Below are 21,548 nucleotides of genomic sequence, written 5' to 3'. Positions count from 1 at the left end.
TCGTTTTCTCCTGAAAGGGTCGGTGTTTACCGACCCTTTCCTGTGATTAGCTGATGGTGACGGAGCTGGTACCGAGCTGTTTCTGGGTACGACTCATGATTTCAGGGACAACGGCCAGCAGACCGCCAATAGCCAGACCTGCACAGCAGCGGCCGAGTGTTACCTGCGGGTTGGTACCAATTTTTTTGAAGGCCAGTAGGGAACCGATGAAGATGAAAACGCCGATCGCCTGGGCAATTTCCAGCCCGGAAGTTTTACCGCTTTTAGCACCGTCAGCGGCGCTGCGCATCATGTCGGCAATATCGCCTTCAGCGAAGGCCATGCCGGGTAACAGGAACGTAACCAGGGCACATAGCCCCTGAATCATTCGCTCACGGCACTGCATCATGGTCAGCTGACAGAAAATAACAACGGCATAAATACGCGCGGAAATAGCACGGAAAAGTGACATGGTGTCTCCTTGGGTTATAAAAAACGAATGGTGTTAAAAAGCGAGTCCGAAGGTGGAGAGTGCGGCATCGATGAGCTGAGGTGAAAAGACCATCGCGGTTCCGGCCATCAGCTTTACGGTCGCGGCACGAATACTTTCGCTTGAACTGAGCGCGGTATGCCCCTCAAGTTCTGAACGTCGAAACATATCGAGTGCCGCATAGACAAATCCCACTCCTGCGAGCCGAACCAGGGAAAGCACGGCGTTAGCGGCCCCTGCAGCAACGCCGTAGGTGGCGGGCTGCACATAAGCGATCGCATCAAAAGATGTGGCGCCAAAACCAAGCTGCGCACCACTGGCATTAATTATGGAGGGAAGGGATACCAGTGCGGCGCAGGAAAAAAGGCCAATAGCGAACCTGCCCGGAGATAAGGGACCACGACTGGAACGTTGCCGGACCAGTAGGGCGATGAGGCCAAAAAAACCAATCATCTCAGACCAACTGAACAGTAAATCCAGTCCAGCGGTGAAGATGCCCGAAGCCAGGTTCTCTATTAGCGTAATGGCATCCAGTGCCATTAGCGCAGGGTTCCTCCTGTTGTCACCACTGAGCGTGTGGCGGGATCAATCTGACGAATAGTGACTTTACCCAGCGTATCCCCCTCCCGGACGGACCAGGTACTGCCCTGCCATTTGATCCAGGCCATTCCCGACTCCAGTGACATGATTTTCATGCCTGAAATAGCACTGGCTACCTGCCGTTTTTGGAGCCTGGAAGCGGGTTTTGAGGTATCAGAGGCGCTTGCCCGGGCTTCCAGCACTGCCAGCTTTTGTATCAGGTCAGTAAGCTGGGCACGCGTTTCTACCGCGTATGCCTCATCCCTCTTGATAGCATCAGACAGACGGGTGACGCTGTCTTTCAGTGACGTCAGAGAGTCATTTATCTTTCGATCGCGGTCGTTCAGCTCGTCACGAATATCCGTCATCATGCTCGTCGTATCGCCCTGGAGCATCGGAGGTGCAGTTTGTGTCGCTGGCTGCGCTACGGGGATCGGGGGCCTCGTGGGCTGAATAGTCTCAACCGAACTGTGCGGTGCACCGTCGAGCGTACTTTCAACCTCACTGAAGCTGCTTTCAGACGGTGTGTTACTTGTAAATGACAGTGACGGACCGAACAGATACCAGAGACTGACCACTGCCAGAAGCGTTATCCCGAGAAGCCACGGCAGAGAATAGCCAAACAGCAGCTCCCGCTTCCAGAAAGGCAGTTTCTGACGGGGATCTGGCGCACCAAAATCATCCTCGTTTTCCAGCGTGTCTTCTTCAGATATGTCAATTTGCTGATTCATCATTGTTCCTCACGGGTACGGTATCGCCATATTGACGACGGATTTCAGCCTGGCGGCGCACGATGGCTTCCTGCAGGCGGGATTCTGTTTGCTGCTCTGCTGCAACGGGTGTTAGTACTGATGTACTGGTAGCGGGGAGTGCGACTTTCTTATTACTGATAACGTCGTCTGAAGTTACTGATTCAACGAAGAGAATGGAGATAACCTCTTTCTGCTTCACTGTGACCTGGCGGAACGGCTCGCGGGCCATCTCCTGTTTGATGACTTCCGCACCTGTCTGGGCTGTGCCACCGACCATTACGCCAGCTACTGTGCTGCCGTCAGGTTTCCCCACGCGTCCGGTGACGGTTCCGACGCTGGACTGCATGACCTGCGTGTTAGCATCTTTGTACAGTCCCCCCAGGTCGCCAAGACCACCTAATACAGCTGGCAGAACGATGTGTGTCCCCCATCGATGGTTGACATCGGAGGCCACCGAAGACATCAGGTTTTTCTCGCTCTGTGCGCTTGCTTTTACGTTCAGTTCCATACCGTTCCAGTTCATACTGGTGAATTTGATATCGAGTCCATTTCCGGCAAGTTTTACTGAAGGGCTATGAAGTCTGGCACCAGCCAGCGGCCCGGCAGGTATGACCGCAACCACCTCTGAGTTGGGGTTATCCGAATCCACGGCAGTCTCCATATAACCGGACGCACGAGTGAGTGCAGGGATGAAGACCTGTGCGCTTTCTGTTTTAGCTGTGGATTCTGCCTGGCGGCCAGCACCAGACGCTGGTGAAGTCCGCGTAACGCTTGCCAGTGCAGTGGCAAGAACCGGTGCATCACCGCCCGCCTGCGCGGCACTGATTCGCGTAAGCAGTTTCTGGAGTTGAGCCTGGCGTTTCTCGTTCGCCTGCTCTTCTCCGGCCGTGTTTTCCGTGCGTCGTGACGATTTTACCGACTGTGGCGATGGTGGATCTTGTGATGCTGGCTTTGTTACCGGCGGCTTATCAGGCGGGGGTTCCGTGACTTCAAGGCCTACCGGGAGGCTGGCGATAAAAGATGAATCAGTCCGTGCGGCTTCTTGCGCACCTAAGTCGTTTGAGGCTTTCAGCAGCTCACGGTATCGCGGGCTTTCCGTTGTGGTGGTTACGGCACTTGAGGCCGTGCCGTTAAGGTTAACGGCAGAATCCTTTCCTGAAGGGTCATGTGTCAGCCATGACACTAACCAGTAACCGGCAGTCAGTAAAGCTAGGGCTCCAAATCCGATTATTGAAATAAGTTTTTTGCCGTTATTTCCGGCATCCTGTTCTGCGCTCATTACTGAAGCTCCGGCGTGACGTTAACGGATTTCCCGTTCACTGAGAAGGTCAGTAACGGGGTGAGGGGGAGTTTCCAGAGATGTGTGCCGTCCGCTGAAGAAAGTGTCTGTTCAAACTCATCGCGAAGCATTGCCCGGGAACGAACCATCAGATCATCACCGCTTTGCCAGATGATGGTGTCTGGAACGTTGCCCTGGAATTTCAGGCGACGGGCATCTTTCGGTGGCGTGCCATCCAGAAAGGCCTGCAAAGTGGCACTGTGGAGTGCGATTTTATCGACGGTCACGCCGGGGAGTGCGGTGCCAGGCCCCAGGCGTGGGACACGTAAATCCAGCCGGCTGTCGATCTCCTGGCTGGCTGTGCGGGTGTCAGTCTCACCACTTGTCACGTTAATCATGATCGGAACATCGAGTCCCTTCAGATACACGGAAATGTTCCCTGCCGCCCACGGACGCAGCGGGGTTATCGCCAGCATGTTGGTGCCAGCATTGAATTTCACGTCAAAACTCTTCGGACTGGCATTAATCGGCGGATCCGACTGTGGCCACGGCGCACCACTGATGTCTGTCAGGGTAACGACGCTCTGGTTGTTCATGGCCGTACGTACCAACGGGATACTGGCTCCTGGTGAAAGATTAAGGGTTAACGAACTGATGCGCGGAACCACGCTTATCATTGGGGCATTTACCGACCGCTCGTTGTCTGTCAGTCGCAGACGCAGTTCGCGTATCTCATCCGCTGACAGAGGCGAGTCCATGCTTGCCGCTTCGTCTACCAGCGGTGAGCTTTGTCCTGGTGCCGGTAACTCCCCACTAATCCGGGTTGCGGGTACGTCCGTTGTATGTGGTTCAGCACCTTGCTGGGCTGGAGCTGCACTTGTTGCGCCAGGTGTCCTGGCGTTCTGCCAGCCAGTATTGTCAGCAGCGGCTGCGAGAGCCGGACCACACAGCAGTAGGGTGGTCATGAGATAACGAAGTTTCATGGCGGGAGCCTCAGAGGTTGCGGGGGGCGTTGCGTGAGATCATCTGGCGGATTTCCATCCCGACAGGTTTCTGTCGTGGATCTACGCGCTGGATGGTGATTTCGAAAACAAACGGCTGTTCGGGCTTGCTGGTTGTCTGACCAACCAGACGCAGACGTACCGGATATTGCATAGTCCAGAACCAGGTTCCGTCAGACAGGCGTCCACGCCGGATGACGACACCAGCCCCAACGGAGCCGGTAAGGTTCATACGTTCACGCTTCAGGGCATCATAGATATTGGAGTTAGTAAGCGCCTGGATGTAACTGGCGTGCCCTTCTTCAGAGAACAGCGAGGCCGTGGAAGATACCTGCTCACGATAGTGAACGAAGTCCAGGTTAAAGGCTCGCATCAGAGCCTTGCTGCCAAAGGCGATTGCATCGTCCTGGCTCCATGCCGGTTCGGATGTGGGAGCCAGGCGAACCAGGCGTCCGCTGTCGGTGGCAAAGTAATCCCGTGGCTGTTGTATCAGAGCCCAGGTTAAACCGGCGTTGAGTATTATGCTGATAAGTAGGCCAGTCCCCAGTCGGAGATTACTCTTCATCAGCTCTGGTGCCATTTTTTGGCGCTTTTCTGCCGTGATCATCATTTTTACGGCGTCGTTCAGCGGATCCTCCGTAGCGGAGGAGGCCCGCCCCTTTGCAGGGGGGGCCGGTTGAGTCAGTTTTGTCATAGGTTTCGGGAGTTGAAGTTTTTCCAGGGATCGATATTGTCTGGAATCTGTTCGTTGACCTTATCAAGGGCAGCTTCGCAGACCTTATTTTCCAGTTGAGAAATGATTTCATCGAGCCCGGGGAATTGCGGCAGGCTCACTTTGACGCTCTTGATACGGGACAGACAGGACTGCAGGGAGGATGAGACATTGCTTTCGCGCTGTTCCCAGGCTGTTGCGGCCGCCCTGGCCCGCTCATAACCAGCCTGACTACCCGCTTCAGCGGCACTTCCTGCTCGGCAGGTCGCCGCCGTAGCGGCGGTAGATACAAGCATGAAGCCGGACAAGAGTCCGGCTTTAAGCATTTGATATCGCATTCTCTCTCCTTATCGGCTTAGCGGCCGGGGCTGTGGGAGTGTTCCTGATGAAGCGTTTTTTCCTGTCTGCCCTCCGGCTTTCGTGCGTCATCCCATTGTTTCCAGGTCTGTTCAAAACCAAGACGCTGGAACAGGGTGTCTGCCTGTTTTTCCGGTGTGTAGAGTCGGGCGGGAAGCGGTGTGTCCTCTTCCCGACCTTTCAGGTGGAACGTCATCAACTGAGGAGCGGCACGGGTAGTGCCGTCGGGTTCGAAATTCACCGCCTGTCCGTAACCCGCAAAGCGGGGACCGTCGTCGGTGATTGCATTGATAACCAACTGACTATTGTCGGTGGTTGGTGTGGCCAGTGCCGGATACAGTGTGCCATCCAGTCGCACCATACCCTGCAGATGTTCCCCCGCTGACTGTACAAGCAGCAGGTCTAACTGGTTTGACTGTGTGTCCATAGAGGCCATAACGGGTATCAACCTGTCCGGGGCGTCTGTGGATGGTGGCAAAATGCTTGCTGCAGCTACCGGTGACTTCACCGGGTGTCTGTCTTCACCCAGATAAAACTGACGTTCTTCCAGGCGAGGTGGCAGCTTCAGGTCTGTGGTGTACTCGGGCCAGGCCTGACGGATTTGCTGAGTGAGACGGCCAAACGTATCGACCGGAAAAACTTGCAGGGGTTGCCCCTGCTCTGGCCGATCGTGCGCCACGGCAAGGCCAGTCGAAGCGGACGTCAATGACCAGTTATTTTTTACGCGTCCATTTTCCTCTCCTGGTACATGCCAGCTGTCACGGGAGTTAAGCGTCAGTGTAACCACATCACCGGTTTTGTGGTTTTCTATAAGTTCTCTTAAATCCTGCCCCCAGTAGGTATGACTCCCTCCACGGTTCTGTAGCTCGATAAAGAAGCTCCCACCCTTTTGCTCTTTATTTTCGTAGGTCGCCTCGCCAAAGTTTTTCAATACCGCCGTGATGCTCTGCCCTGGTTTCAGTGTGGAGGGCGCTGGCTCAGCGGGCATTTCCGGGACCCGGATACTGTCGGCAGCCTTTGACGCGACAGCCTCAGTAGAGGTTGAAAACGCAGGCTGAGGCGTGCCGGGTTCTTGTGCCTGTGATACCGGGTTTGGTGATGCAGGGGGTGTTGGTGTGCCAGGCGCGTTAGAGGAAACAGCTTCAGGTGCGGCTGTTGCCGATGACAGTGGCGGTGCGGCATCAGGTGATGGTGTCTGCCGATTCAGATCCGGCGTAGGTATATGCGTTGTGATTGAATCACTGGTCGTCCCCATCTGTTGCCGAAGTGCCTCAAGTTGCGCGCGCTGCGCAGGCAACTTCATGCGGATATCGAGGTCATTTTCGATAATAAGACGCATAGCCTGCTCTTTAAACTCCGTACTGCCGGTTAGCTCCACCACGCCGCCGTAAAAACGTGATGCAACCGCCAGCGCGGCGAGTACCCTTCGTTTGTCCTGACTTGCACCGTTACACATTTCGAGGCGGTTGCCGAGATCGCGAAAGGCATCTTCCCCGTCGAGGCGGTAGAGCACCGTGTTGTCGCGCTGCTCTTCCGTTGACAGGGCTTTGATGATTTTATCCAGATCTTCACGTTGCAGCGGTTCCGGTCTACGAGGCCCATAGACAAGTCCATCCGCTTCATTCACCTCATTCTCTGCCGTTTTCGCCCAGTTCGGTTTCGGCTCTGGAATGTCTGCCTCTGCATCGGCTGTCTGAGTTTGTTCCTGTTTTTTCCCGGTTGATGGTACTCCAGGGGACTGTGGAGGGATTGGCAATTCAGACGAGATCGGTGCCGGGGGCTCCGCGTTTTTATCATGTAACGCCGCCTCAGGTTTTACAGCCTGTTTATCCGTTTCCTGCCGTTCATGGGCTGTAAGTTGTTCCTGAGCAGGCATAGGGGGTAAGTCATCAGACTGACTGTGCATCCATTCACCAAACTGTGGGTCGTCCATTTGCGCGCGTATGTCTGCATAATCATCCAGGTCAGGTAACGGTGTATGCGACCCTGCTTCGACGACGCTCTGGCTACTCTGACTGGAATCATCGGGAGATGTCCCGAGCGTCCCATCAGGGTTGTTCTGCGTATCAGGAATTAAAACGTCAGCTTCTATTGGGGGCATGGGGGATGGCTCATCGTGTACATCTGCAGGTTGAGGTTGTTCCGGCTCAGTCGGCGCGGGATTCTGTTCGTTGGCAGGAGTTGCCGGCTCTGGTTTATTGGGTTCTGCAACGAATTTCTGGTCAGGGTTTATGTTTACGACAGCACTATCAATAATGCGGCCCAGTGGCGCAGCGCTATTATCATGATTCAGGTCAAGGCTTCTTATTGCCTCCGCATATAGTCGGTTTAAGGGGGTAATATTTGTTTTTCTATCAGGGGGACTATCAATAGTTTCAACGAATGTATGTGTAAGTAGAGCCGTCAACCTTTCAGCTTCATCGGGCCGGTTTTGAGCCACTGTCAGATTTATTAGTTCAGAACGGATGGCTTCATAATGTATTGAAATATTCTGTTCCTTTTGCAATATCTCTGACAATCTCGAAGCATCCTGAGCAACGTTACTTAATGCCTTGTCTATATATTGCGTCATTTCTGCTTTTATATTTCCACCTGCAGAGCGCAAACGAATATTATCAATTAAATCCGTATTGATAATAGCGACATAACTATTGTCTTTTAATGCATCAACGCCTGCCTCTTTCAGAATGCTCATCCCCTGAGGGCTGCTGGCGAAGTTAAGAAAGGTGTCATCTATCGCCTTGCTGTCAGCGAGTTTATTTCCGATCTCTGAGCGAGAAACATTTTCGCTTTCATTGAGTTGCTGATGCCCCGATTTTCCAGCTTCTCTGATTCGTTCCCGTAGTTCATCTGTTAATGTGGAATTATCCCAACGATCTAAAACAACAGATTTAGAAGGGATCTCTAATTCATATATGTGAAAGTCCTTATGATTTATTTCCTCCATCACATACTGCACGCCTAAAATAGACGTGTCAGTATAAAAACCTTTCCCCACCAGATTTTGACCTAATCCTATTTTTTCAGAATCAATGGCACTGAAGGTGGCAGGTGAACCATGAAACAATGTTATCGTTTCACGCCCGACTTTCTGTGATGTCTGGTTTTCTGGAGGCTGCGCTGGTGCCTCCGTCGCTGGTTTTTCTGCTGCAGTGGCCTCGGCCAACTTACTAACGGTATGTTCACGGACGATGTCATTATCGGATATATGTGCGATATCCGGAGATTCATGATTATCCATAGCAGTTTCCTGAACAGGGGTGAAGACAAGACCGCCTTCTACAAAGGCGTTACGGGTTTGTGAGTTTGTGTTGAATGGGGTTTCTATCCCCATAGCGTGAAGCTGAACATTGATGAGATGCCTGGCGAGGTCTTTTCCTCTACTGAGGATCAAATCGTTGAAGTCAGTAAGGTTTTGTTCAAGCTCTGCCGGTGTAAATGCTGGGGCTATTACTTCACCGTTCGTCAGTTCGGCGGCCCTGGTGGCACTTAGGATGCCTTTATTCTCAGGCTCACCAGTCAACGGGTTTTTTAACTGATGGTCGTTGTCTGCGCAGAAGATAAACTGACTGTCAGGCCAGACGGCACGGGCGTTCTGACCAACGGCAATCATGTTTCCTGCATCAATAGTCATCAGTACCGGCAGACCTGATGCCTCATGTATGGAGGCTGCTGTTGCATATCCTTCAGCAAACAGCAGCGGCTGGCCATTCTGCGGGGTCCCCAGAGCAAACCAGTTACCTGTTTTTTCACTGTCTTTAAGAATCCGGGCGTCTTTCCCACCGGTAAGAGGAATACGCTGGTAAGAGCGAATGTCGCCATGCGCGTTGCTGAAGGGGATAACAAGCTCTTGCTTATCGTTGATTCTTATACCCGGAGCGGCCTCTACTCCCTTGCGGGTCAGGTAGGCGTTTGATGTAGCCTGTGGGTACCGGTCAACGTATCGGGCGGCATATTCCGCCTGACGTTTATACTGCTGCTCAAGAGCACGCGCATTGTCTTCACGGGTTTGCTGGGCGTGAGCCCGGAGATGAAGGCGCGCAAGCGGGTCCATCTCGCCACCACCTGAAAACACCCACTGCGTTGGTTTTGCGTCGGCGCTGCGATAATCGCGGTACCATCCGGCAGGGCGCCCATCCAGGTATGCTTTGTAAGCTCCGCTTTTGGAACCCTTTTTGTCCTGTTTTGTCGGTACACGCTGAAGGCTGCCATCCATCACGGGCACCCCTTTAACAATCAGCCCTGCTTCTTCGAGTTTTTGTGCAAACTCTGTTACCGGATCATCTGCATTCATCGACAGTTCGTGTGGCCGGGGCATCCATCGTTCGAACCTGCTCAGCTCGGCACCTGGTTGGGCATACCAGAGCCGGTGTTCATTGTCCCATTCAAGGGCTTTCTGACCATTGCTGAAACGTGGGTGGGCATTGATGGCTTCATCCTTCTCTTCATGAGGCACGGCAAGCCATACGCGGTGATTCTTTTTCATGACCTTGCTCCAGGGCGGAGGCGAATGGGATAACGCGGGAAGATGCGTTACGGTAAGGGGTTCATTCAGTCGCAGAGATAATCCGGAAAGGCATATCCGGTGGGCAGAAGCAGTGACAGAAAACGCAAGCATTCGTCTCAGATGCAGTTGCTGCTGATATTTCTGATATTGACTTATGATGGTTCAACTTCATATTTAAAAGATTTTTTGACTGCATAAATGACAGAATTAAAAGAGATATAAATCCCAGGGATACAAACCCATAAAGATGAATTAAAGACATAATCACATCATCCAATAGAAGTCTGGTGAAAATAAATATCTTTGATTTTGTGTTTTACAGGGTTACTTAATGAGATGTTTATATGATCTTTTTGCCGTCCGGCATAATAAAAAGTGAATGATGAGATAATTCAGCAATAACATCATTAATTCCAATGGCTGTCACAGCTGTCAGTACACTTCTTTTATTGAGAAAAGCATTTACGCCTATAGATATGTTTATATTATTTGGTTTTCCATCACAGACCATCAATCCTTGGTCTGAAAGAGTTGCTATCTCGTTAATCAAAGTTGTGACGCCGGAACCCGGTTTCCCAAAAACTGCAACAAAACAAGGAGCCATCTCTTTCAGTATGGATGCACATTCATTCGGATCAGGTCTCCAGAGTATTCCACGCAATTCAACGTCAAGCTTATTATAGAAGAAAACTCCGGGGTGGTGTAAACCTGATATGTTTATCATTCCATCTAAACTTTCCAGGGTAAGGCTTTCTAAACCTTTCTGAATTACCAGTTTAACCATTTCTTCTCGGTTTGCGGGGTATTGAGTGCGATTAAATAGCTCATATCTTTTTTTGTCGATGAGCGACATTGTTTTTTTACACAGGTTAATTATCATAATTTTCCTCACTATATTCGTTTTTATATTCCTAACAACTTCACAACCCGGTCCAGTCTCTCGGCTTTTCAATGAAATGTCGGTACCACCAGGGACGACCGGAGGCAATCTTTCCTCTGAAGGTACTAACCACGCGCAGGCAGATGGCTCGTATACTCCAGCCAAAGAAATTCAGTGCAACAAAGAATCCCAGAATGGCGGAACAGATATACAGCGTGTTCATGGATGGCCAGCGAAACCAAACCAGATACAGCAGCAGGAACGGCAGCGGAATACCAAAAAAGCTGACCGGCGGAGTGGCATAACGCCAGAACCCTTCTCGTTTCATTGCGTTAGTTCCTTACCTGACAGATAGAGCGCCGCTTCATCTCTGTCTATGTCACCTGTTACGAAACCTTCCCGCACCTGATCGACAATACGCCGCTTTTCCATCCTCAGAATGGTGTCGATGTGCGCCGGCCACTTTTCTGACGGGATATTCTGAAGCGCGTCGCGTAAGTCATCGTCGAATACGATGTATTCCCGAAGGGCACGACGTTTGCCATCAGTTGTTTTGACAAGTACCTGGACTGCGATGAAACGCAACATACCAAGAAGCTCCCACGCGCGCGCGTCTCGAATCTGAGGCGGGAACAAACCAAGTAATCGGTTCAGGGTTTCACCCGGTGACTTTGAGTGCAGAGTCCCGATAGTCATGTGTCCGCTTTCCCCGGCCTGAACAGAGGCTTCTGCTGTTTCAGTATCACGGATCTCCCCGATACCGATGATCTCCGGGTTACGGCGCATGGCGGAGCGAAGCCCATCTGCAAAACTTGCCACGTCACGGCCTACCTGAGCCTGATGCGGTGGCAAAAGGTCATCGGGACGGCCAAGAATGTACTCAACCGGATCTTCGTAGGTCACAATCTTGCGGTCAGGTTGAGTGTTCTGACAGTGTCGATACAACGCCGCCTGAAGTGTTGATTTTCCGGAACCTGTTTCGCCGCAGATGAGACCCAGCCCGGTTTTTGGCAACATGGAGGCTGCCAGATCAGGCTCTATACCCATCTTCAGAAAGTCGGGAATGATGTGTGGGATCACGCGCAGAGTGACGGATAATGCCTTTTCTTCCCGGGCAGAGGTTCCCTGAATAATGTGCGCGCGCAGTCGCACGCGTTCACCCCGTTTCAGGCCATAACGCCCGTGCATGTCGCCGTCGATCTGGATGGCTCTGTCCGACGGTTTACCACCCTGCACTCTAGGGCGCACTTCTGGTCCCAGCAGGTCATCAAGCATATTTCCCAGCATGGTATTCGGCAGTACGGTGTCGGAGACTCTCTCACGCCGACCGTAACGGCTAACGGAAACGGGAGATCCACCGACCAGGTCCACGTCACTTACAGCTTGTGCTGAGCACCAGGCAAAAAATGCCCTGAACTCGTCGGCTGTGAAGGCACCACTAAATGGAAAAATCCCGAACTTATCCGGGATAACAGATGTGTTCACGAGAAAACTCCTCACTGAATGGTAACAGACGGGCGCCAGCGGGACTTCTGGAGCTCAAACGACGCATGTGATTTGAGTCGGCGTACGCGATCGCCAGTAATGAGTTTCTGCCCACTGCCGGTCACAGTCTGCTGTTGTTCGGTAACTTCCGGTCGGGAAATCATTCCCCGACGCCAGAGCAGGGAGTAAAGCATCATGCCCCGATAATCACGGGTGAGCTGATTCATACTGGCTTCAAGGGTCAGATCGGCATTTTCGCGACCTTCCTGCCAGCCTTTTTTCAGCGCGTCTTCCCATACCTTTCTCTGAGAGCTGTCTTCCGGTACGACCAGCCCTTCTGTGCCCGGGGTTGCCGTGGTGGCCAGCCCGCGAAGTAACCAACTGCGCCAACTGGGCGGGTTACTGACAAATCTCTCCGGTCGGATAATGGTCCAGACCTTTGAGGCGGTGCGGATTTGATCAGGAGTGATGCGTGCAACGTCCTGCGCTTCATCGATAACCGGCGGCAGCCAGCCCTCAGGGCTGATAAGCGGCCGGAAATCGTAAAGGGCGTTGAGGGTTGACTCTCGGGCATTTAGCGCCTGGGTCAACTCCCACGCCCGCTGAGATTTACCCCCTCGAAATCCCAGTGTTCTGCCAGCATCAGTAAGCATCTGCCAGCGAGTTTCGGAAATACTGTCAGGTCTCTGTCGCTCCGGATTGAGCCAGGCCTGCATATCTGGTGGAGACACACTCGCATCTGTTGGTGACGCAGGACGATCGGTGGCACAACCGGTCAGGAGCAGTACAGGGAAAAGTAATAAGAGAAAGCCTTTCATTTCTTACTGGTCTCCGGTTGCATGAAGTTGAGCTGGAGCAGTCCCGGATACTGATTCAGGGTAGCTCGCCATGCTGTCTGCGCTTCAATCACGCGCAGCACGTTGCTGAACGTCATACCCCGAACGTGTAGCGTTACGGGTAGGGGCAGACGCACGCCGCTGTAGTTGAATTGCAGGGCTCGTGCACGCGCCAGTTCAGCCAGTAACTCCACAGCATCACCTTCCCAGTCGAAGGAAACCTCAGCACTGTTAGTACGTATTATTTCCATGGGAGATGGCGCATTTTTCGAACCGGACCAAAGACCGTTATTCCACATCTGATATTGCGTGTGACGGGCAACGGCGACAGATGATGCTGCACCGTAGCGGTCGGGAGATACTGAAGCTGGAGGTGTCGATGGTGGACTCCAAGGCTGGCAGCCGGCAAGAAGGGAGATAGCCAGCACGCCGGGAAGAATTAAGTAGTTCATAGTAGTTACCTTGCCGGGAGGGCGACTGAGGTTAAGGCCAGAAGATTCAGGGCGACGGAGTTTTGCAGACGGTAGAAATATTGATCGGAAGTAAACGGCAGAGGAAGCCCATTGCGGGCTTCCCAGTGATTATCAGAACGTGAACTGCAACTGCGCAACAGCGCCGTAGGTACGATCAGTTCCGGCTATACCGGTAAGGTCCAGATGTACAACATCAAACGGAGAGAAGCCCAGACCAGCGGTGAAGGCGTTACCCTCGCTGGAGACCATGTTCTGGCGATAGCCAGCACGGACCTGCATCCAGCTCCAGGCGTTCAGCTCAGCCCCTACACTGGCGAACTGGCGTTTGTCATCTCGCTCAAAACGGCTGGCTTCGGTCAGATCCACATCGAGTGCGGTGGTCAGGATGTTGTTGCTCCAGGCGACGCCAGCAGTGGCCTGAGGTTTCACTTTGAACGTTTCTTTCTCGCCGTTCACTTCTTTAGTGTCAACACTGCAGGCAATGATGTTCTGTACCGCCAGACCCAGCATCCAGTTATCTCCGAGGTTTGTGGCCAGACCTATGTCGGCGTTAAATCCGGTTTTGGTGTTGCGGTAATCGTCTGAGTTCACGTCATTTTTGTCGAAGTCGTTTACCGTTGCGCTGTAATTGAAAAGATCGATTCGCTGATACTTGGGCGTAATGCCCAGGGACCAACTGTGTCCTGCCGTTTCAAATTCATGCGCCATAGCTACACCTACGTCGGTGATAACGGCCGCCCGACCATAGGCACGGGACGTTAGTGCATCTTTGTCTACCGCATCTGCTGGTATGGCCCCGCTGGCGATTTTGTCGAGATACTGCAGATCGTGGTCGCTGACCGTGCCGTTTACGGAAACGGTGCCCCATGATTTCACGACAACAGCAAATGGGAGTACTTTATTCGGGGTGGTGGCAATAACAGATGCCCCGACCTGCCCATTTGCCTTCACATCTTTCAAATCTTCCAGCTTATTGCGTAACGCGGCAGCGCTTTCGCTAACACCGCTTTGGCTGTCGACAGCATTGTCAAAATTGTTCCACAGATCTTTCACGTCATCGGCAGTATCAATGGCCTTATCGGGGTCTGCCACCTGGACACCCACAGACGGCAGCACCAGACTGAAGTCATCATTCGCGCCAAACTTCGTCAGGAGTGCCGGATTGGATAAGGCGGCAGTGCCGTAGTGTGCAGAGGCCACGCCGGTGCCCCCCATGGCATCGCTGCGGGCTTCCATGTAGGAGGTTGCTGCACCTGCATGAAAAGTCATCATGACGGCGGAAGAAATCAGTGTTTTTGCAATGTAAGTCTTTTTCATCATTAAATTTCCTGTAGTCAGGTCTGGATTTTGGGCAAAAGAAAGTCCTGATGCGGCAGCATCAAAAATTTCTTTTTCTTTTTTAATTCAATATTTCTGCGTGGTTTAAAGCTGTCTGAATATAAGTGCGGGTAGCGTTATTCCTTGTTCAAGCGCTGTGGATAGTCCCTTGCTGACCGTGACGGTGCGCAGAGTGCCTGTTGCGGCATGTTCCCTGAGGAGGCGTTCTTTCCAGTATTTTTGCTCTTTGTCCAGAACGAGCGGAATAATGGATAACACCGGGAAATATGTCAGCTGCGATGAAGCAATTTTCTTCTTAATTAATATGCCGGTTCGTTCCTGATATTCATCCTCACCTGTATTTTCGGTCGTCCAGAAAATAACGCTGTCATTATTATTCTCATCTGAAGGAATTATCATCTTCCGTAAGGCATCTTCCGTTTGTGGCCATTGATGTTGAACCAGGGTGGTGTCGACCGTTGGAACATTCCTGCCTAACAACCAGTCCGGTGAAACGAAAAACCACTGAGCGAGCGCCTGCAGGAGCGGAGTGGACAGATAGTCCATCGTTCGTTCCCTGTCCTGCAGTACGCTCACCCGAACATTCCATGATGAAAGCAACTCTGCGATATCAGTCGGGTTAAGCTCATGTGCCTGCATCAGCACTTCAAAGCGATCGATGATACTAAGCGCGGTATTGCTGAACGGCAGGAAAATATCGCGCAGAGAACCTTCTATAACCAGATTCAGTAGCTCCGATTGAGATATCCCAATCTTGCCTGACAACTCATCAATCAACTGGCGGGTGCCGGGCCTCATTCGGAGTGATGTGGTCTGCATAGGCTTCTTTTCATTGCGCTGAAGCAGTTCTGCAATCCTATTCCGATCAAGGTCGGGGAGCGCCAGAAGCGAGGTGAAAATCGCGGTAAGACTGTTTGCCACGTGGCCCCCTTAAGTAAAATTACATCTTGCGGTTCAGTGAGTTAAAGAATAATTAATCGTGTCGCGCATGTATAACGAGTTAATTCGATCGTGTAGATCGACTGCGTTTGCGTGTGCATTCTGATTGCGTTAGTGCGCTTGGTTTTAACGCACATTCCGGCGCGGTCGAATAAGCACAAGCACGCCGGTTTCAGGTACGGTTATCCAGCGCCACTCCTGTATCAATGTTTGCAGGCGTATCCCATTTCTGACGACAGCAGGAATTGAGACTGTGGCGCAGCGCCAGCGGTGTGTATCGTCCATTTTTCCCATCAGTACGGTCATGCTTTTCATGTGTGCCGGGCGCATCAAATGGGATGTGAAGTACACGGGGGCGCTGTTCCTTTGTAACGTCAGTTGCAACGTGGCAAGAAAACTACGGTGAAAGCGCGCTGCACGACGAAGATTAAGATGACCAACCCGGTCAAATGTCGAAAGGTGCAGGGTAGTGTAATGCTTCTTTCGGTGACGAACCGAGGCCGCACGAAACCCTTTCCAGGGCGTCACGGCACTAACGATTGTCATTACCGGGCAATACAGCAGTAATGTCAGTGGTACTGCTGAAAGGATAATCAGATACACAGTCCCTCCAGGATAAAGGTTACGCCCGGGCCGAGAGAGCCTGGGCGGGGTTAAGCGGACAAATCATGATGTGGTCGTTTGTCTTGATGGGGAGTTCCCCTGGTGCAGGGACTCGTTCGCCGCGCTGGGCTGCAAGTGCCAGAGTGCGCAGTAGCAGTTCGCTGGCGCGGGTCAGAGCAAGTTCGCGGGTCGGCGCCGACACCATTAAGTTTTCAAAGTCGCATAGCATCACTCTTATGTCACCAGTACTTCCGCAATCCTGTTCTACCAGTGCGGGATAGGGTACGAAGTAGGGGGCAATCTTTTGAGTCTGGCGCCGTCGCGCGTCCAGCTTGCTGACCAGTTGGTAGGCTCTCAGATGGGTGTAGCGTTTAAGCATATTCATCGACCGATGACCCGAAATGGCAGCGACTTCCATAACGTTCAGTGTACCGAGCTCGAAAAAGCGACTGATGGCCTCGTGTCGAAGATCATGAAAATGCAGATTTTCGATCGTGAGGGCCTTGAGGGCGAGCCGCCAGGCGCTTTTGAAACCGGATGACGTATATGAAAATACTTTACCTTTGAGCAGGGCCGGCATCATCTGAAGTAGATTGCGTGCCTTACGTGAGAGGGGGACGTCACGCGATGACCCATTCTTGGTGTCTGGCAGGTGTGCTACGCCATGCTGCAGGTCAATATATTCCCATTTCAGGTTAAGGATTTCACCCTGACGCATGGCCGTTTCCAGCGCGAGATGAAAGATTATATACAGCATTAAGTTTCGCTCGCGGAAATACCGGGACAGTCTGCGCTCTTCAGTGGATGTCAGGCGGCGATCACGACCTTTTGATACTTTTGGTTTACGCACTAATTCGACCGGATTGCTACGGCAGGTTCCCCATTCCACACGTGCAATACCGAAAAGCGATGACAATAGCGCCAGCTCAAGTCTTACTGTATTACCGGTGATAGGGTTCCCCGTCCTGGGGTTGCGCTGGGTCAGTCTTTCATCACGGTAGGCGGCAATATCAACCGTGGTGATTTCGTCCATATTCCTGCTGGCCAGTGGGTGGCGCTTAATGACGTTGGTTCGGTAAAACTCCTGAAGGTGACCCTTTTTATGAACGGATACTGATTCGTAATATTTATCGAGGCCACGACTGAGGGGCATTTTTCTAATACGCGCAACGGAAGACATCATTACTCCTAAAAAGGTGAAGAAAATAAAGCCTTCAGAGAAAAATGCAATAATCCTGTCAATCCGGTGCCTGGCGTTCCCCCTCTCCATCTGATGGCATTTACACCTCTCTCGGAGCGTTTAAAGGCGTTTTTAGTAGCAGCAACACAACTGGAAAACAGTTTAAAATCTATGCCTGGGGAGGCAATCCTCCCCCCCAAAAAATCAACTTTGGTAACTCAGATAACTGTGCAAATACGTTTTCACTGACAGCCTCAGTTGGCGGCTACACCGTCGCAAATTCGGTAGACGGAAACTCACAGTGGGGTAAAAGTGGTAGCATTGTTTTTGACGTTCCGAATGGCTCTACGTTCACAATCGCATCGAATGGAATGATGAGCTACGGTTGCGATTACGGCACGTTCAGCGTGTTTCGTTTCCAGTAATGTAAACAGCCAAAAAGTAGTTATATGCGCTATAAAATCAATACCCTATACCCATTATCACGGACATAAATCCCTCACTATCACATGACACATAGATATCATCAGCAAGTGGGTCGCCACGCCCAGAACCAGTGGCCTTAATATTGGCATTTCTAATCGGCTGGCCTGTTCGTGTATCCCTGCATGGGATTCTGTAAGAGGGTTTTGCCCACACGCCGGATTGACAGGTAAATTCAGCACGTAGGTGTGTAACCGATTACTCTCCAGTAGTAACCTTCAACTGGATAATCGTCGTTAGTCACTAGCATGCCGGAACTCGATAAATTGTAAGCACCCATATCACCTCCGCGTACACCGTTTTTCGGCATATTAATTGCGGTAACAGTTGCACTAAATGCGGCGGTCATATAGTGCGGAAATGATTCATAACGCGAGCCATCATTACCAAGAGCGCCGCCCTGTCCCCATTGTTCGATAAGACCAGTTCGGGGATTACATGACCAGCCGTTCTTGCCTAATTGCACAATCATATCTCCGCTTTTCCACACGCCGGATTGACAGGTTAGCTAAATGGGCAGCAATACACATCAACATGCTCATCATCTAAGGCTTTAGGCCATAACATGAATCGACTTCCTGTTTGAACAAATCCCACAGGACATAAAGCAGTTTTATAAAACTGTCGCTGTCCTGGATTTACCCACGCATCAGGTGAAACTATCCACTGACAAGCGGAATTGTTTATCTTTCCAGCACCGCGCCACACGCCGGATTGACAGATTAATTAATTCAGTCTGACTGCAAAACATCTAACGTTGTCTATAGTGCAAGTCTGGTTATCTTCTGTACAAGCATCAGATCCAGTGGCGATCCAACCTTGTGCCGTTAACCCGCTCGAATTCAAGGAAGTCTGGCAAATATCGCCGTAGTTATTCCCTGAATTTACTGACCATGTGTAACGCTGTATTTTTTTTTCCCCAGAATTAGCCCACACACCGGATTGACAGTTACCTTGCGCACATTGCATAAGCTGCAAAACAGTTGTTATTTGAACCAGCCCCTGTGACTACCCATCTGTTATTAGCTACATCGGGATAACTGCCGTCAGGGGCGTTGTAGGCATTACTGGCATTGCCTGAGAAATAGGTCAGGTTATATCCGCCAGATAACAACCGATTACCAGCCGGACATGCAGCATATGAGTAGGTTTTATTGCAGCCACTGGCACCAATAACAACGAAACTCTCTATATCTGAACGGGCTGATTTCCACACGCCGGATTGACAGTTAGCTAAATGGACAGCAATACGCATCGACATGCTCATCGTCAACGCTCTTAGATACGCCGAACATTCGCGTGCCGGTCATTACATAGCCAGCAGGACAAATCACAGGTTTGTACGTTACATCACCGCCAGCACCACCTGCAAAATAGTTGTACGCCACTGGCGACTCGAACCAGGCACAACCTTGAATACTAACTTTGCCGCCACCGCTCCACACACCGGATTGACAGGAAAGTACGCCGCCATTGGCATCGCGGCTTATCTGCCCATTCGGGTAACAAGCGATGCCTGCAACGTTGATCCGATCCAACTGCAAAACCCCACCTGCTGACAAGTTGCCTGTTGCCTTGACTGTGGCCCCAGAAACCTCGTTAGTTGCCGTAATATTGCGTCCGGCACTAATGTCGCTGTCGGCACGGACCGTTGCTCCTTTTACCTGTGCTCCGGCTGTAATGTTTTGGGTGAAACTACCGTTTGCACCGCTGACATTACTGGTAAAAATACCGTTTGACCCACTGACGTTTCCGCTAAATGTCCCAGTCTGACCATTAATAGTGCCGACACTGTTCAGGTTGTTACCACCCATGTCGATAGCAGTGTGCATTTTATTCAGATCGGGGCGGCCATTTACCTGAAAACGGTACAGCCTGTCATTGTCCTCCTGCGCGCCAGACAGCTCATCTGTTGAGAGGAGTACTGCAATATGTCCATTACCAGAGGTGGCACCGTAACTGCTCAGCAGGATTTTCCAGGTACGCAGGGCACCTGTGGCGGTTTTACCATCATCAATGTAGCCCCCGAAACCGGTTTTAATATCCCTTGATATCAGCCTCAATGCCTTGTCCGGGTATACACTGCCACCGCTGGATACTACCATGCCCTGTAGTAACTCCGTGTTTTGCCCATTCCTGACCAGATAAGTGTTCAAACGCTGGCCCTGACTGTTTGTTTCGGTGAAACCGGACGGCAGGAAACCCGTGTTTTTAAGCATGGCCGTAGTTATCACTGTCGGCGCGGTGGTACTGGTTGCGCTTAACAGAGTGGCGTAGTTACGACCGACGTATCCCCGTGCAGCAGCTGCGTATGTACTGATATGGGATGCTTCAACCTGCCAGTTTTTCTCCTGCTGCCAGTCTTTATATTTAGTGAGTCCAAAGACGGTCATTGCCATCACAACTATGAGCGCCAGAGCAACATCAAGATTCGCCCAGCCACGATCGTGCTTTTTCATAAGATTGATATCCATACGGGTTGATACAGATTGGATAGCTGGAAGAGACTCCCGCTAAGACACAGCCAGGGGCCAAGCGGCCCCTCTTTTTTTCCGGACAAATGCCAGGTTAGCAGCCAGAGCATAAAGGCTGCAGTACCAAGCAGAGTGGCCAGTGCTGCATCTTTCCCCCCCATCCAGGCCGTCAGACCTGTTATCAGCCATAAATCTCCCCGACCAAGACGCTGATCGCCCCGGTTTATCAGGACACTCAGCAACGTCATCAGGCCACCCACCACAGCGATTTCCACCAATTGCGTATATACACCTGCAATCGAAACGTCTTTTGTTACTCCCCAAATAAGTCCTCCAAGTAACAGACGTGCTGTGAAAGTACGTGGCAAATATCCACTGACTGCGTCGGTGATACCGGACTGAAGCAGGAAGCCCATCATCATGATGGCTGCAGCCCGATCGGCAATTGGAGCCGGTGACAGGGCGGCGATCATACTGAACGTGGCGAAAAGCCAAATCCCACCAGTTAAAAGCGAGTTCCTCTCCTTACCATGAGCAGTGGTATCTTCCAGAAAGTCGAGTACTCTCCACATCAGGCCTCTGCCAATGAGCGCAAAACCCAGCAGTAGCGGCAGGCTCCATGCTGTTGCCAGGCTGGTGACTATGATGGTTCGCATATTCGCTTTCCTTTCTCCTGCCGGCAGACTCGAAGTCCTTTCAGTTCCAGATAGAACCCCCAGATACGGTTGGCATACTGTTCGCGAGTTTCGTGCCTGTCTTTACGAAATCCGGCGTTGTAAGACCCGAGGCAATTCCATGTCACACCACATACCTGAAAGTGGCGGGCCAGTATCCACGCTCCGATCTGAATATTCAGACAGGGTCGTTTCAGCAGGTCTTCTGCACTCTGGATGATGCCCATTCGGATGAGCTTTGGCACATGGGTTGAATTTATCTGCATCAACCCATAGTCCGTGCTGACCGGATTACCCTTTTTATCCCTGTTAGTGTTTGTGACCCATGGACGGAGCCAGGACTCCCCTTTGGCCATTGCCTTAAGCAGCAGTGGCTCTATCTGGTATCGGGCACCGGCACTATTAAAGCAGGCATCATACGTATCAGGAGGGGAGTTCGAACTGGCCATCAATGGACCTGGGGAAAAGGATAAAATGAGCAGAGTCATTGCCAGGTTGCAGGAGAGAATGCGTTCCCTCCGCATATC

21 protein-coding genes and 1 pseudogene are annotated in these 21,548 nt (G+C 51.7%); all 22 read right to left on the bottom strand.

Annotated features, from left to right (window positions below):
- Nucleotides 1-46: 46 nt before the first annotated feature.
- The 22 genes and pseudogenes from LY264_RS25520 to LY264_RS25410 all read right to left on the bottom strand — a co-directional run bounded on the left by LY264_RS25520 (nucleotide 47) and on the right by LY264_RS25410 (nucleotide 21,470).
- Nucleotides 47-451, bottom strand: coding sequence for a DUF6750 family protein (locus LY264_RS25520; protein WP_040231201.1), 405 nt, complete (start codon nucleotides 449-451; stop codon nucleotides 47-49).
- A 33-nt stretch (nucleotides 452-484) separates the two neighbouring features.
- Entirely contained in the window at nucleotides 485-1,009 is a 525-nt protein-coding gene (gene traQ, locus LY264_RS25515) for a conjugal transfer protein TraQ (RefSeq protein WP_040231200.1), read from the bottom strand.
- A complete protein-coding gene (traP, locus tag LY264_RS25510) occupies nucleotides 1,009-1,782 on the bottom strand; it encodes a conjugal transfer protein TraP (protein ID WP_153754036.1) in 774 nt (257 codons plus the stop codon). Before traP ends, traQ begins: the two co-directional genes overlap by 1 nt.
- A complete protein-coding gene (traO, locus tag LY264_RS25505; protein WP_153754037.1) occupies nucleotides 1,763-3,079 on the bottom strand; it encodes a conjugal transfer protein TraO in 1,317 nt (438 codons plus the stop codon). Before traO ends, traP begins: the two co-directional genes overlap by 20 nt.
- The gene (locus LY264_RS25500) at nucleotides 3,079-4,062 is read right to left on the bottom strand and encodes a DotH/IcmK family type IV secretion protein (protein ID WP_123924694.1); all 984 of its coding nucleotides are present in this window, start codon (nucleotides 4,060-4,062) and stop codon (nucleotides 3,079-3,081) included. Before LY264_RS25500 ends, traO begins: the two co-directional genes overlap by 1 nt.
- Nucleotides 4,063-4,072: 10 nt before the next feature.
- Nucleotides 4,073-4,774, bottom strand: a complete 702-nt coding sequence (locus LY264_RS25495; RefSeq protein WP_040231195.1) for a DotI/IcmL/TraM family protein — start codon at nucleotides 4,772-4,774, stop codon at nucleotides 4,073-4,075.
- Nucleotides 4,771-5,130, bottom strand: a complete 360-nt coding sequence (locus LY264_RS25490; RefSeq protein ID WP_249457701.1) for a conjugal transfer protein — start codon at nucleotides 5,128-5,130, stop codon at nucleotides 4,771-4,773. Before LY264_RS25490 ends, LY264_RS25495 begins: the two co-directional genes overlap by 4 nt.
- Nucleotides 5,131-6,419: 1,289 nt before the next feature.
- A pseudogene (locus tag LY264_RS25950) lies at nucleotides 6,420-9,635 on the bottom strand (LPD7 domain-containing protein); the annotation flags it as partial.
- Nucleotides 9,636-9,996: 361 nt separating this feature from the next.
- Nucleotides 9,997-10,536, bottom strand: a complete 540-nt coding sequence (locus LY264_RS25475) for a hypothetical protein (RefSeq protein WP_153754039.1) — start codon at nucleotides 10,534-10,536, stop codon at nucleotides 9,997-9,999.
- 40 nt (nucleotides 10,537-10,576) lie between these two features.
- Nucleotides 10,577-10,864 carry a hypothetical protein gene (locus LY264_RS25470; RefSeq protein ID WP_040231189.1) on the bottom strand — a complete coding sequence of 96 codons (288 nt, stop codon included), beginning with the start codon at nucleotides 10,862-10,864 and terminating at the stop codon, nucleotides 10,577-10,579.
- Nucleotides 10,861-12,021, bottom strand: coding sequence for a plasmid transfer ATPase TraJ (gene traJ, locus LY264_RS25465; protein ID WP_153754040.1), 1,161 nt, complete (start codon nucleotides 12,019-12,021; stop codon nucleotides 10,861-10,863). Before traJ ends, LY264_RS25470 begins: the two co-directional genes overlap by 4 nt.
- Nucleotides 12,022-12,032: 11 nt before the next feature.
- A complete protein-coding gene (locus tag LY264_RS25460) occupies nucleotides 12,033-12,839 on the bottom strand; it encodes a type IV secretory system conjugative DNA transfer family protein (protein WP_153754041.1) in 807 nt (268 codons plus the stop codon).
- Nucleotides 12,836-13,309, bottom strand: coding sequence for a DotD/TraH family lipoprotein (locus tag LY264_RS25455; protein ID WP_172694113.1), 474 nt, complete (start codon nucleotides 13,307-13,309; stop codon nucleotides 12,836-12,838). Before LY264_RS25455 ends, LY264_RS25460 begins: the two co-directional genes overlap by 4 nt.
- 132 nt (nucleotides 13,310-13,441) lie before the next feature.
- The gene (locus LY264_RS25450; RefSeq protein ID WP_153754042.1) at nucleotides 13,442-14,650 is read right to left on the bottom strand and encodes a conjugal transfer protein TraF; all 1,209 of its coding nucleotides are present in this window, start codon (nucleotides 14,648-14,650) and stop codon (nucleotides 13,442-13,444) included.
- A 102-nt stretch (nucleotides 14,651-14,752) separates the two neighbouring features.
- Nucleotides 14,753-15,589, bottom strand: coding sequence for a hypothetical protein (locus LY264_RS25445; protein WP_040231179.1), 837 nt, complete (start codon nucleotides 15,587-15,589; stop codon nucleotides 14,753-14,755).
- 144 nt (nucleotides 15,590-15,733) lie between these two features.
- A complete protein-coding gene (locus tag LY264_RS25440) occupies nucleotides 15,734-16,210 on the bottom strand; it encodes a hypothetical protein (protein WP_123924625.1) in 477 nt (158 codons plus the stop codon).
- 19 nt (nucleotides 16,211-16,229) lie between these two features.
- The gene (locus tag LY264_RS25435) at nucleotides 16,230-17,393 is read right to left on the bottom strand and encodes a site-specific integrase (protein WP_370458822.1); all 1,164 of its coding nucleotides are present in this window, start codon (nucleotides 17,391-17,393) and stop codon (nucleotides 16,230-16,232) included.
- A gap of 655 nt (nucleotides 17,394-18,048) precedes the next feature.
- Nucleotides 18,049-18,345 carry a gp53-like domain-containing protein gene (locus LY264_RS25430; RefSeq protein WP_153754043.1) on the bottom strand — a complete coding sequence of 99 codons (297 nt, stop codon included), beginning with the start codon at nucleotides 18,343-18,345 and terminating at the stop codon, nucleotides 18,049-18,051.
- 477 nt (nucleotides 18,346-18,822) lie between these two features.
- Entirely contained in the window at nucleotides 18,823-19,128 is a 306-nt protein-coding gene (locus tag LY264_RS25425; protein ID WP_249457699.1) for a hypothetical protein, read from the bottom strand.
- A complete protein-coding gene (gene pilV, locus LY264_RS25420; protein WP_249457697.1) occupies nucleotides 19,103-20,332 on the bottom strand; it encodes a shufflon system plasmid conjugative transfer pilus tip adhesin PilV in 1,230 nt (409 codons plus the stop codon). Before pilV ends, LY264_RS25425 begins: the two co-directional genes overlap by 26 nt.
- Nucleotides 20,329-21,003 (bottom strand): prepilin peptidase, encoded by a 675-nt coding sequence (locus LY264_RS25415; protein WP_040231341.1) that lies wholly within the window; start codon nucleotides 21,001-21,003, stop codon nucleotides 20,329-20,331. Before LY264_RS25415 ends, pilV begins: the two co-directional genes overlap by 4 nt.
- On the bottom strand, nucleotides 20,988-21,470 hold the full coding sequence (locus LY264_RS25410) for a lytic transglycosylase domain-containing protein (RefSeq protein ID WP_123924696.1): 483 nt from the start codon (nucleotides 21,468-21,470) through the stop codon (nucleotides 20,988-20,990). Before LY264_RS25410 ends, LY264_RS25415 begins: the two co-directional genes overlap by 16 nt.
- Between the last annotated feature and the right edge of the window lie 78 nt (nucleotides 21,471-21,548).

Origin of the sequence: Citrobacter portucalensis (genome assembly GCF_023374935.1) — a bacterium.
Lineage (GTDB): Bacteria > Pseudomonadota > Gammaproteobacteria > Enterobacterales > Enterobacteriaceae > Citrobacter > Citrobacter portucalensis.
The sequence above is the reverse complement of the archived record's forward strand: the minus strand, read 5'-3'. Positions and strand labels throughout refer to the sequence as shown.

What these genes read in the sequence shown, in the direction of transcription:
- pilV (WP_249457697.1), bottom strand. Translation starts at nt 20,332, where the DNA reads ATGAAAAAGCACGATCGTGGCTGGGCGAATCTTGATGTTGCTCTGGCG.
- LY264_RS25490 (WP_249457701.1), bottom strand. Translation starts at nt 5,130, where the DNA reads ATGCGATATCAAATGCTTAAAGCCGGACTCTTGTCCGGCTTCATGCTT.
- LY264_RS25500 (WP_123924694.1), bottom strand. Translation starts at nt 4,062, where the DNA reads ATGAAACTTCGTTATCTCATGACCACCCTACTGCTGTGTGGTCCGGCT.
- LY264_RS25410 (WP_123924696.1), bottom strand. Translation starts at nt 21,470, where the DNA reads ATGGCCAGTTCGAACTCCCCTCCTGATACGTATGATGCCTGCTTTAAT.
- LY264_RS25460 (WP_153754041.1), bottom strand. Translation starts at nt 12,839, where the DNA reads ATGAAAGGCTTTCTCTTATTACTTTTCCCTGTACTGCTCCTGACCGGT.
- LY264_RS25425 (WP_249457699.1), bottom strand. Translation starts at nt 19,128, where the DNA reads ATGCGTATTGCTGTCCATTTAGCTAACTGTCAATCCGGCGTGTGGAAA.
- LY264_RS25415 (WP_040231341.1), bottom strand. Translation starts at nt 21,003, where the DNA reads ATGCGAACCATCATAGTCACCAGCCTGGCAACAGCATGGAGCCTGCCG.
- LY264_RS25435 (WP_370458822.1), bottom strand. Translation starts at nt 17,393, where the DNA reads ATGATGTCTTCCGTTGCGCGTATTAGAAAAATGCCCCTCAGTCGTGGC.
- LY264_RS25495 (WP_040231195.1), bottom strand. Translation starts at nt 4,774, where the DNA reads ATGACAAAACTGACTCAACCGGCCCCCCCTGCAAAGGGGCGGGCCTCC.
- LY264_RS25470 (WP_040231189.1), bottom strand. Translation starts at nt 10,864, where the DNA reads ATGAAACGAGAAGGGTTCTGGCGTTATGCCACTCCGCCGGTCAGCTTT.
- LY264_RS25430 (WP_153754043.1), bottom strand. Translation starts at nt 18,345, where the DNA reads ATGATTGTGCAATTAGGCAAGAACGGCTGGTCATGTAATCCCCGAACT.
- traO (WP_153754037.1), bottom strand. Translation starts at nt 3,079, where the DNA reads ATGAGCGCAGAACAGGATGCCGGAAATAACGGCAAAAAACTTATTTCA.
- traQ (WP_040231200.1), bottom strand. Translation starts at nt 1,009, where the DNA reads ATGGCACTGGATGCCATTACGCTAATAGAGAACCTGGCTTCGGGCATC.
- LY264_RS25455 (WP_172694113.1), bottom strand. Translation starts at nt 13,309, where the DNA reads ATGAACTACTTAATTCTTCCCGGCGTGCTGGCTATCTCCCTTCTTGCC.
- LY264_RS25475 (WP_153754039.1), bottom strand. Translation starts at nt 10,536, where the DNA reads ATGATAATTAACCTGTGTAAAAAAACAATGTCGCTCATCGACAAAAAA.
- LY264_RS25520 (WP_040231201.1), bottom strand. Translation starts at nt 451, where the DNA reads ATGTCACTTTTCCGTGCTATTTCCGCGCGTATTTATGCCGTTGTTATT.
- traP (WP_153754036.1), bottom strand. Translation starts at nt 1,782, where the DNA reads ATGATGAATCAGCAAATTGACATATCTGAAGAAGACACGCTGGAAAAC.
- LY264_RS25450 (WP_153754042.1), bottom strand. Translation starts at nt 14,650, where the DNA reads ATGATGAAAAAGACTTACATTGCAAAAACACTGATTTCTTCCGCCGTC.